The sequence below is a fragment of the Terriglobia bacterium genome, assembly GCA_020073185.1.
Taxonomy (GTDB): domain Bacteria; phylum Acidobacteriota; class Terriglobia; order Terriglobales; family Acidobacteriaceae; genus JAIQGF01.
Window position 1 is genome coordinate 1 of the sequence record JAIQFT010000086.1, and the last position, 9,929, is coordinate 9,929.

Annotated in this window: 10 protein-coding genes and 1 pseudogene; 7 read left to right on the plus strand and 4 right to left on the minus strand. The window is 57.1% G+C overall.

What is annotated here, in order from left to right:
* Positions 1-154 precede the first annotated feature (154 nt).
* Positions 155-1,156, minus strand: coding sequence for a P63C domain-containing protein (locus tag LAN64_19480; GenBank protein MBZ5570013.1), 1,002 nt, complete (start codon positions 1,154-1,156; stop codon positions 155-157).
* A gap of 143 nt (positions 1,157-1,299) precedes the next feature.
* On the opposite strand from LAN64_19480, the pseudogene LAN64_19485 reads away from it, so the two are divergent.
* Positions 1,300-2,149 (plus strand): annotated as a pseudogene (locus tag LAN64_19485) (IS1 family transposase).
* 70 nt (positions 2,150-2,219) lie between these two features.
* Positions 2,220-2,981 carry an NYN domain-containing protein gene (locus LAN64_19490; protein MBZ5570014.1) on the plus strand — a complete coding sequence of 254 codons (762 nt, stop codon included), beginning with the start codon at positions 2,220-2,222 and terminating at the stop codon, positions 2,979-2,981.
* On the opposite strand, the gene LAN64_19495 is transcribed toward LAN64_19490, so the two are convergent.
* Positions 2,950-3,225: a hypothetical protein gene (locus LAN64_19495; protein ID MBZ5570015.1), complete on the minus strand. Its 276-nt coding sequence runs from the start codon at positions 3,223-3,225 to the stop codon at positions 2,950-2,952. The two genes, LAN64_19490 and LAN64_19495, sit on opposite strands and share 32 nt — an antisense overlap.
* A gap of 630 nt (positions 3,226-3,855) precedes the next feature.
* Here LAN64_19495 and LAN64_19500 point away from each other — a divergent pair.
* Positions 3,856-4,389, plus strand: a complete 534-nt coding sequence (locus tag LAN64_19500; protein ID MBZ5570016.1) for a hypothetical protein — start codon at positions 3,856-3,858, stop codon at positions 4,387-4,389.
* A gap of 445 nt (positions 4,390-4,834) precedes the next feature.
* Entirely contained in the window at positions 4,835-5,266 is a 432-nt protein-coding gene (gene tnpA, locus LAN64_19505) for an IS200/IS605 family transposase (protein MBZ5570017.1), read from the plus strand.
* 443 nt (positions 5,267-5,709) lie between these two features.
* On the opposite strand, the gene LAN64_19510 is transcribed toward tnpA, so the two are convergent.
* Positions 5,710-6,813, minus strand: a complete 1,104-nt coding sequence (locus LAN64_19510) for a radical SAM protein (protein MBZ5570018.1) — start codon at positions 6,811-6,813, stop codon at positions 5,710-5,712.
* Between the two features lie 177 nt (positions 6,814-6,990).
* Between LAN64_19510 and LAN64_19515 the strand changes: the two genes are divergently transcribed.
* Positions 6,991-7,581 (plus strand): methyltransferase domain-containing protein, encoded by a 591-nt coding sequence (locus tag LAN64_19515; protein MBZ5570019.1) that lies wholly within the window; start codon positions 6,991-6,993, stop codon positions 7,579-7,581.
* 122 nt (positions 7,582-7,703) lie between these two features.
* Positions 7,704-8,213 carry a PaaI family thioesterase gene (locus LAN64_19520; protein MBZ5570020.1) on the plus strand — a complete coding sequence of 170 codons (510 nt, stop codon included), beginning with the start codon at positions 7,704-7,706 and terminating at the stop codon, positions 8,211-8,213.
* Positions 8,214-8,262: 49 nt separating this feature from the next.
* Here the strand turns inward: LAN64_19520 and LAN64_19525 are convergent, their stop codons facing one another.
* Entirely contained in the window at positions 8,263-9,444 is a 1,182-nt protein-coding gene (locus tag LAN64_19525) for a TIGR03118 family protein (protein MBZ5570021.1), read from the minus strand.
* 218 nt (positions 9,445-9,662) lie between these two features.
* Between LAN64_19525 and LAN64_19530 the strand changes: the two genes are divergently transcribed.
* Positions 9,663-9,929 (plus strand): pyridoxal 5'-phosphate synthase lyase subunit PdxS (locus LAN64_19530; GenBank protein MBZ5570022.1); only part of this gene is annotated, 267 nt, incomplete at its 3' end.

Sequence of the window (9,929 nt, forward strand, 5' to 3'; positions counted from 1 at the left end):
TGGGCTGGAAGGACATCTGGCAACTGAGAGCAATCCTAGGAAGAGGAGAAACAGAAAAAGCTGCGACTAAGCAGGAGGTCGCGTAACATGATCCCGAGCGCCGCTCTTCAACCTCCAACTAAAAGCGGGACACTCTCGCGCATCGTCCGCGAAGCTACTGAGCGGTCGAAGTAGGCGCTGGCGCTTTCGGGGCCGCAAGTTTCAGTTCAAACTGAAACCCAGGGCGTTTTCCGTACAATTCCTGCATTCTTTTTCGCAGTTCTTCCATGTCCGAGCACGTGCTTGCAATCCCGATCACCTTCCAGATGTGCTCAATTAACTTCTTGAGGCCATACTGCTCGTTCATCCACAGGAAGTAGTTCTGACCATGTATTGGCTTCGGCGCATTATCCCTCAGCCATTGCGCTACATCTGGGTCAAGGTACTCGTATATCAATTCCATCACCAATTTGCCCCAGTATTTCGGCCTCTGATGCAACGTTCCTTTCCAATTTGTTAACCTCCCGAACTGTACCCACAAATCATCGGGAAACGTCTTTTCCCACTTACGCATTTCCTCCGCAAGAAAGAGTTTGAGTTTTAGCTGCAGTTCATCAAGGGGCCGCTGTGCCTGATACCCTGTTGCCTCATCAACCAGCGCGATAATACCGACTTTGGCACACGCTCGAAGAAAGGCATTTGCGTTAATGGCAATCCGTACCTGCCTCTCAGTGAGGTTACCAGCGGTTTCTGCGGCCCTGGAATAGGCTTCGCACAGATCAATGAACTTCTCTACTGGCAAGCCCCAAGCGTATTTGGTGAAACCTTCTCCGCCGGTATCGAATTGAATCAAGGCCGGAATTTGGTCATTTTCTGCAGGCACTAAGTCGTTGGGAAGAAAGTCTCTTAGCGATTTCACTTTAATGTATTCTGCAAGCTGACCACCCTCGGTCTCGATCAGTGAAACCACGACACCCTTCAAGCTAAACACTCGCACGTCGTTGGCGAGGTGATAGCAAGGCAAGAGCTTCTCTCCGATTTGGAGTTCGCCCCACAGCTTCGCTTTCGGGACGTCGCCATGATTAACGACGGGGTCTATGGTTCTCTTTCTTGCCCATCGTTTGTCTGCGGCTGACTTAGCCAATTGGCTGCGTTGTTCAGGCGATAGCTTTTCCATGCGGCTTTTCCCGCCGAGAGAAGCGCGTTCTGCAGCAAACTCATCATTTCTGCGCATGGGGCAATAATAACTATGCCAGCAATAAAAAGCAAGCATTACTTTCTTTACATGCCAGCTTATGCTAGCTTATAATAGCTGGCATCATGAATCGCCTGTCGAATGAAACACGCAGCCAAGTGATAGCCGCCCTCGTCGAAGGTGTCTCGATCAATGGCACTTGCCGCATGACGGGCGTTGCGAAGCACACCGTACTCAGTCTTCTGCGTGATCTCGGCTGTGCCGCCGCTGCTTACCATCACCGCTACGTTCGCGGCCTCAAGGTGCGCCGGTTGCAGTGCGATGAAATCTGGAGCTTCGTGGGTGCGAAGAAGAAGAACGCCAGTCCCGAGAAGAAAGCCGAAGGATGGGGCGACGTTTGGACGTGGACCGCGATTGATGCAGATACAAAGCTGTGCGTCACGTATTTCATGGGCGGACGGGACAGGGCAGCCGCGTGGGAATTCATGCAGGATTGCGCTGTTCGCATCATCGGACGGCCACAAATCACGACTGACGCGCACAGTGCCTACCTGAGCGCCGTTGAAGACGCGTTTGGGGCTGATGCCGATTACGCGATGCTTCACAAAATCTCATGGTGCTCCGACTCCTGATGCATCGCGCTACAGTCCGGCAACGTGCATCGGCTGCGATATGAAAGTGGTCAGCGGAGACCCCGACCCGAAGCACGTCAGCACGTCATATGTGGAGCGCCAGAACCTAACAATGCGCATGTCCATGCGGAGATTCACACGTTTGACGAACGGGTTCAGCAAAAAACTGGAGAACCATGGCCACGCGCTGGCGCTATACTTCATGCACTACAACTTTTGCCGTATTCACAAGACACTTCGCGTAACACCTGCGATGGAGGCGGGAATCGCCGATCATGCATGGAGCCTGGGGGAACTTGTAAATCTGCTGAGCGGGGCGGAATTGCTAGAAAAAAGCGCCTAAACGCGAAACGACCACCCGTTGGGCGGTCGTTGGATCCAGCGCTCTTCACACTGGAGATGTAGTTACGCTTATGACTCTATCATTTAGAGAAAAGCTGTCAAGTGCCATTGTGGAACTCCCTAAGTACAAGGTTATCACGTACATAGACGGCTTCAATCTCTACTTCGGCATCCGCAGCCAAGCGATTAAGCGCGGGTCAATTCATACCCCAGACCCCACGTGGTATCGCTACATGTGGCTTGATTTGCAGGCAATGTGTGATCGAATGTTGACTCACCGCCAAGAACTCGTTGCGGTCAAGTATTTCACCGCACCGATTACTGGCAGCAAGGGGAAACAAGAGAGGCAGAATCTGTTCTTGGATGCTCTGCGAACTTTGCCTAAAGTGGAAATAATCCTTGGTCGCTTCGAGCCTAATCGCAATGAGTGTGACCGCTGCGGCCATCCAGCATACCATCCGCAGGAAAAGAAAACGGACGTGAACATCGCCACCGCTCTGATTTGCGATGCCTTGGACAACAAATATGATACAGCCATCTTGGTAACTGGTGATTCTGACCTGGTGCCAGCTCTTAAGGCCGTAAAGCGGATCAAACCAGAAAGGCGGCTAGTTGCAGCGTTTCCTCCCAATCGCTACTCAACAGAATTGCAGGATATTACTCATTCCTCGATCAGCATTTGGGAGCCAATCCTGCGCAAGAGCAGACTTCCCGAGATCATAAAACGTGATGGTCTCCCGGATATCGTAAGACCGTTCAAGTACTCTGGCACACTGGGCTGCACAGCCTCACCGGCCCCTGCTAAGGCTGCGACACCGCCAAAACAACCTTGATTTCAAATTGCACCACTACCGCATTGTGCGCGGCAGTCGGGACCTTCTCGCCGCGCTGCCGCTCCTCGTCAGTAGGCTCGAAATACCGTCGGAGCAATTGAGATCGCTCCGCAGAGGTTTTCGCCAACTCCTGCAGCAGCTCCGAGTAGTTGGGTTCGCGTCCGAATCGCGACAGGTGCCAAGCTTCAGGGTCGGGTTCGCAGTCGGCGTTTTCCAGCATTGCTACTCGACGGATCAGGTCCACAGTGATCTCCCAGCCAGTCGGGATTTTAGCGGCGCGCGAAATCCCGGAAGCGACTAGGAGGGCATATAACCCCGGAGCCGACTGCATCGAAAATGCTAGCGTCAAGATCGGGTCGATCATGGTACGAAACACATTCTAGCCTGAGATGCGGCTAGGCGAGTGGGTCAACCTCTCGCCGTCAGGGAAGCGGGTGGGAATGACAGACTCGAACCTCGCGATCTCTCTTCCAAAAGCGGTCCGGACGCTTACGTTTGGGGCACGCGGGCCGGGCGGTCGCACAAACCGATGTACCACGCGGGGAAGTCACGGGTACAATTGTCCGATCATGGAAAAGCAAAGACCAGTGGCTAAATGCAAGCTATGTGGTCTAGTGAAAGAGCTTTGCGACAGCCACTATTTGCCGAAACGCTTGTATGCTTTCTTGCGCGCTGCCCAGCTCAATAGTCTTCACCCCGTGATGGAGGTAGGTGGCGAGCTCAAACAGGTTTCGGTCCAGTACCGGGGCTATGTGTTGTGTGCGGAATGTGAAGACCTACTGAACAAGCACGGGGAGAAGTGGGTACTTGCGAACATTCCACAGGACTACGACGGAGCGTTTCCACTTCAGGACGCAATTAACTATTGGTGCCAGTGTTCAAAGGCGATGACCTTGTTTTGTGCGATGTCGCCGGCGTAAGCGCCTTTGACGTCGGACAACTTGTGTATTTCGGCATGAGCATCTTTTGGCGGGCTGCCGTACATAAGTGGGCAACAACAACCGGGCTGATAGCTCCGAAAGTGGACTTAGGCGCGTTAGAGGGGCCGACACGGAAATTCCGCCGCTGTGAAGGCCCAGTGCCAGAAGATGGCATTGTGCTGACGGTTGACGTGTGGCCATACAAAAGGGCCCATCAAGTTCTGTACCCTGCGGTCGCGTCGCACTTGCAGGAATGCCAGCGGTATTGGTTCCACATACCTGGTTTGTTCTTCTCGCTGTATTTGGGTGGCAATATTCCGGCTGATGTGCGTCGGCGGAATGCCGCTAAGGGCATAATCGGCTTGGATCTGAAGGCTGCGGACTCTGTGATTGAGTTCACGAAGCAAGGAGTGCTCAGCAAGATGGGACCGAAGATGGAAGCCTTGAATCAAGAGATCGCGGTGATACGCTCCAAGACAACGCAGTAGCTTGGCGGGTGGTAGCCTTTCCGCCGTCAGGGAAATGTGGGCGTCCACTCGTCGCGCTGTTCGACGGGTGGGGCAACCTCAGCAAAGGCAAAACCCACATCTGCCAAAGGCGGGCAGATGTGGGGCACGGTCCGGGATATCGCCTCAATGTCGCGGAGAAGCGTGCCGTCCCTGCGGGACTCTGAGATCTTTCTTGCTCATACCTTTCCCGCCACTGACGTGGCGGGCTATGAACTGGCGTCCCTGCGGGACTCCGGAAGAGGCGGCGGACTACGGAAGAATTGGCGCGCTCTTTCGAAGCCCCACTCTTGCGAGCGTGGCCTTTGAGCGACCGAGGGCCCTTCGCCGAAAACAGTCCGAAGGACGGCAGTTCATAGCCCGGGACGTAAGTCCCGGGACGCTAATTCGCATTAGAATTCTGAGTCCCCGCAGGGACGGCACAACCATGGGAGCACATACCTTCGTATCCGTCCGCGTTCATTACGTTTTCGGCACAGCGTCGCGCGAGCACACGATCAAACCTGACCTACAACCGCGATTGTGGGCGTACATCGCTGGCATTGCACGGAACGTCGGCGCGACCGTGTACGCGGTGGGTGGAATGGACGATCATGCCCATGTGTTTATCGGAGTTCCGCCGACGGTGTCGGTGGCGAAAGCCGTTCAGGCAATCAAGGCGAATTCATCTCGATGGATGCGCGAGACCGCTCCCGGATTCGCGTGGCAGGAAGGATACGCCGCATTCAGCGTGAGCATCTCGCACACCGACGAGACGATCGCCTATATCCAGAACCAGGCCGAGCACCACAAGCGGCGCGGTTATGGGGAAGAGCTCGCCGCGATGTTACGCAAGCACCACATGAATGCGGTGTCGTAGTGCTGTCGGTCGTTGAGTTTCTGGTTCTTGCTGACTGCCAGTCCAGCCCCCAGCTTGTCACACTGACCTGTGACCAAATCGCTTGACCTCCCGAGGTATAATGAGTTTAGCTGAAAATTCGGCTGGCATTCGGGCCGCGGGCTTCCACCCTGCGGCCCGCGGTGTCTTGCCACTATTACTTGTGGTCGCGAGGTGTGACAACCGTATATCTTCGGTTTTCCAGAAAACCCGAATGCGTCTCGTTGATTCTACAGACCAGCCCCACGGTAACCGTGCCGAATCCACGGTATACCGTGCGTAACTCGTTGATTCCACAAGAAGGGAGGGGGGAGGGGGTAACCGTAGGTTCACTTAAGGGTCGTTATCACATCGCCCCTTACCAACCCGAAACGCAAAAAGGCCGAGGCGCTTCGCCCCGGCCACTGGAAACCAGAAACTGGAAACTACGCTTCCGCCATCTGCGGCCTGCCGCTCCAGCCGTGCAGACCTTGCTTCAGGATCCAACGCACGACGTTGCGGTTGTTGTAGTAGTAGCCGAGCACGTACTGGCAGGTGGAGAGGCAGTGCGAGTTGCACACCTTCTTCATCTCGTCCAGTTCGTGGTTGTCGAACTTCGGCTCCCAGATCTTGCCCCAGTCGGTCTTGGCCGAGTACATGGGGAAGCACGGCGCCAGCGTGCCGTCGGTGCGGATCACGCACGAGTTGTGTCCGGCGCGGCAGTTCCAGGGATAAGTGACGCCGCGCATGAACTCCTTCATCTTGCGCAGGTGGTCCTTGCTGTTGACCATGATGTATCCCTGCGCGTTCTTCTCGATCAGCCAGTCGAGCACCTCGTCCACCGCCGGCCAGTCGTCGGGACGAATGTAGGTGACGTTTTCGTTCAAGTGCTGGAAATGCGGCTGCTCGATGTAGGGAGGCTCGTTGATGTGCACGTCGCTGGAGATGCCGTTGTCGTGCGCGATCTCGGTGAGCTGCTTGACGTCGTCCAGGTTGTGCCGGCAGATGTTGGTGTTGAACACGATCATGTAGCCGTACTTGCGCTGCTGCTGCACCAGGTATTTGAACTGCTTTTCGATGCGCTTGAAGTTCTTCGCCAGCCCGGGCTTTTCGTCAATCGAATCGACGGCCAGGTTGATGGCGGCCACGCCGCGGTCGCCGACCTTGTCGATGAAATCCTCGTTCATGAGGATGCCGTTGGTCGGCAGGTACACGAAGAAGCCGTTCTTGGTGCCGTAGTCCACGACCTTGAGGATGAAGTCGCGGCGCAGCAGAGGTTCGCCGCCCATGATGGCAATCACGCGGCAGCCGACGTCCTTCAGCCAGTCGATGGAGCGGATGGCCGTCTCCTCCGTCATGCCCTTCACTTTGTTGTTGAAGGCCCAGCAGTAGTGGCAATCGACGTTGCATTTCCACTCGGTGAACAGGTACGACAGCAGCGGTCGAAACTTGTCGGACATCACGCGCGACTGAGCGTAGGGAACAAACCAGCGACGGAATGCGCGCACGAAGTTGTTCGCGTGGTAGCTTCCGGTCTGTAACTCCGGCATCGAGCCTCCTTGCGGCCAGGTGAAATACTAGTTACGCAACAATACCCAAAAAACAATTAAGATGATCCGCCGCCGGATTAGGGTAAATAAAATTTGCCGCTTTTTGACCGAGCGAACATCGTAACGCCGCGATGAGGCGCTGAAGTGCCGTGATGCGCAGCGAACGGAGCAGAGAACATGCGGGATAGCGTACCGGAAGACGAGAGACAGAACTGGAACCGCCGCTACCAGGAAGAGTCGCACGACACCTTCGAGCCCGACCCGTTCCTGCTCAACGCCTACGACGACTTTATCCGGCCGGCGTTCGCCAAGGGCGGCAGCGCCCTGGACATTGCCGGCGGCATGGGCCGCCACGCCATCTGGCTCGCCGAGCTGCGCTGGAGGGTGACGGTGGTGGATATTTCCGAGGTCGCCTTTGAGAAGGCGCAGCGCAAGGCCGAAGAGCGCGGGGTGAAGATCAACTTTTTGGTCCGCGACCTGCGCTCCTTCGATCCCGGGGAAGAGAAGTACGATCTTGTGCTCGTCTTTTTTTACCTGCAGCGTGATCTTTATCCGGCGCTGGTCAAGGCGCTCAAACCGGGCGGACTGCTGGTCTACAAAACCTACACCGAAGAGCACAAAACGAAACACGCCAAGACGGTGCGCCATCCCGAGTACTACCTGCAGGAAAATGAACTGCTGCATACCTTCCTGCGCCTGCGCGTGCTCCACTACCGCGAAACCGTGGAAGAGAAGGACTTGGCGGAACTGGTGGCGCAAAAGCGGTAATCGGTTGTCAGTTGTCGGTTCTCGGTTGTCGGCTGATCGCTAACCGAGAACCGCTAAGCGAAAACCGCACACCGAGAATTTTTCCGCTGACGCCTGCGCGCCTGCCGTGGCATCTTGAAGGCATGACCAAGACGCGCCATATCCGTGATCACATACACCACCAACATCCGGTGCTGAAGAAGCACCCTGCGCTGCGCAAGAACTATTGCTTCGGCTGCGGCAAGGACAATCCCGAAGGCATGCGCTTGAACTTTGTGCACGACGAGAAGGAGAAGCGCTTCGTGGCGCATTTCCGCCTGGGACGGCGCTTCACCGGCCCGCCGCGGCACGCGCACGGCGGCATCATTGCCGTGATTCTGGACGAGGCGATGTCGAAGCCGTCCAAGCTGCGCAATGTGCTGGCGCCCACGGTGGAATTGACGGTCCGCTATTTGAAGCCTGTGCCGCTGGGAGAAAAGCTGACAGCATCGGGCTGGGAAGTGCGGGTGCGCGGCCGCGAGCACCTGCGCGCGGCGGAGATCCGCAACCATCGCGGAGAACTGCTGGCCAGCGGACGCGGCAAGTTCAAGGCGGTGGATGCGGATCGCATCATGCAGACGTTCCTGCGAACCACTGTTCCGGTCAGCCGCTGACCCGCAAGGAGAGAATCGGGCAGAGGCACTGGTCCTCTGCCCGCAGGAATCAATATTCGTCGTGGTCCTTGCTGTGGTCGTGGTCCCTGCTGTCGTCGTGGTCCTTGTCGTCGCGGTCCTTGCCGTCGTCGTCCTTCCTGGGTACTGCAGTAAGCGTGCCGAACAACCCATGCTCTTCATCGTCAATGCCGGCGGAGAAGAACAACGTGTTGGCAGGGCCGTTGTTGGTCAATCCCGACCCGCCGCTGCCGAAGGCCAGTGCCCAAAGACCGGGAATCACGATGGGCCGTTCGTGCCGACCGCGTAGGAGGCCGTCGAACTCACCGCTGGAAGGGTCATAGGCCGCGATCATCCCGCTGCCGAAGTTTCCCACCAGCAGGTGATTGCTGAACTTCCCGAAGTCGGCGGGCGCCAGCGCAATTCCCCAGGGCGCGTTCAGCCACTTGCCATGCTTCAGCCGCATGAGCAGGTTGCCACCGCTATCGAATTCATCCACGAAGCCGAGCCCGCGGCCGTGAACTTCATCCTTGCTGCCGTCCGACTTGGCGAATGTAACGAAGATATTGCCGCCGATGTTCTGTACGTTGAATGGAGAGTAGTCGGGCGGCAAGTGCGCATCCACGAATCCTCCGGGCACGCTGGCCGGCGCCCAAGAGGAATCGAAGACCTCCACTTTGCCGCCGGTGAAGTTCGCGGCGTAGAGGAGGGTGGCGCCGTTAAACACGCCCATGGCCAGGCTTTTGTAAACCGCGGAGGCGGAGTGGTCGACCTCGATGATCGCGGTATTGGGGTTGGCGGTCGGGTTCCAACCGGAAATGGTGCCGTCTTCGGTGGCAAAGATGAAGCGGGCAGCGCCGGACTTAGTGTTGTCGGCCGGGTTGGCGACGATAAAGTCCGTGGTGCTGCCGTTGAAGACGATACCGGTGGGCGCGCTGGTCGTGCCGGGCGCACTTCCGTCGGGCGGAGGCACGGTCACAACCAATGTCTGCTTGGTTCCGGCGGCGTCGTAGAGGGTCGATTTGCCGGTGCCATTATCATTGACCCACCACGGACTGGTTGCGCTGTGCACCATTCCCCAGGCGTTGACCAAGTCGGGATCCGTGGTTGCAGCCAGCCCGGGAACATCGGACACGAGGTTGGTTTGCTGATACCGTTGCGCGCCAGCCGTCGCAGACAGCAACAACAGGGCGGCCAGAGACATTCCCACCAATCTCACTACGATTCTAAACATACGCTCTCTCCTTAATTTTTGAAGCGTCCCACATGGGCACTCAGGAGCGGCAGGCCGGCGGCAGGTTACAAGCGGCGGGACGTAAGTGGGAGTTGGCGGGACCGGTGGCACGCGAATGCTGCGGGGCGCGCAGTCAGGATGTAAAATAGTATGTTGCACAGCAGAAGTTAGAGCGCTGGTGCTCAAGCGCGGCGCGCGTGAAGTGGGGGTGAGCAAGTATGTCCGACAACAATGGCAACAGCGGACTGCGGCTGAAGACTGGGCTGGCAGAGATGCTCAAGGGCGGCGTGATCATGGACGTGATGAGCGCGGCCCAGGCGGAAGTGGCGGAAAAGGCTGGTGCGGTCGCGGTGATGGCACTGGAGCGCGTCCCCGCGATGATTCGCGCCACCGGCGGAGTGGCGCGCATGGCGAACCCGAAACTGATCCGCGAGATCATGGATACCGTTTCCATCCCGGTGATGGCTAAGTGCCGCATCGGGCAC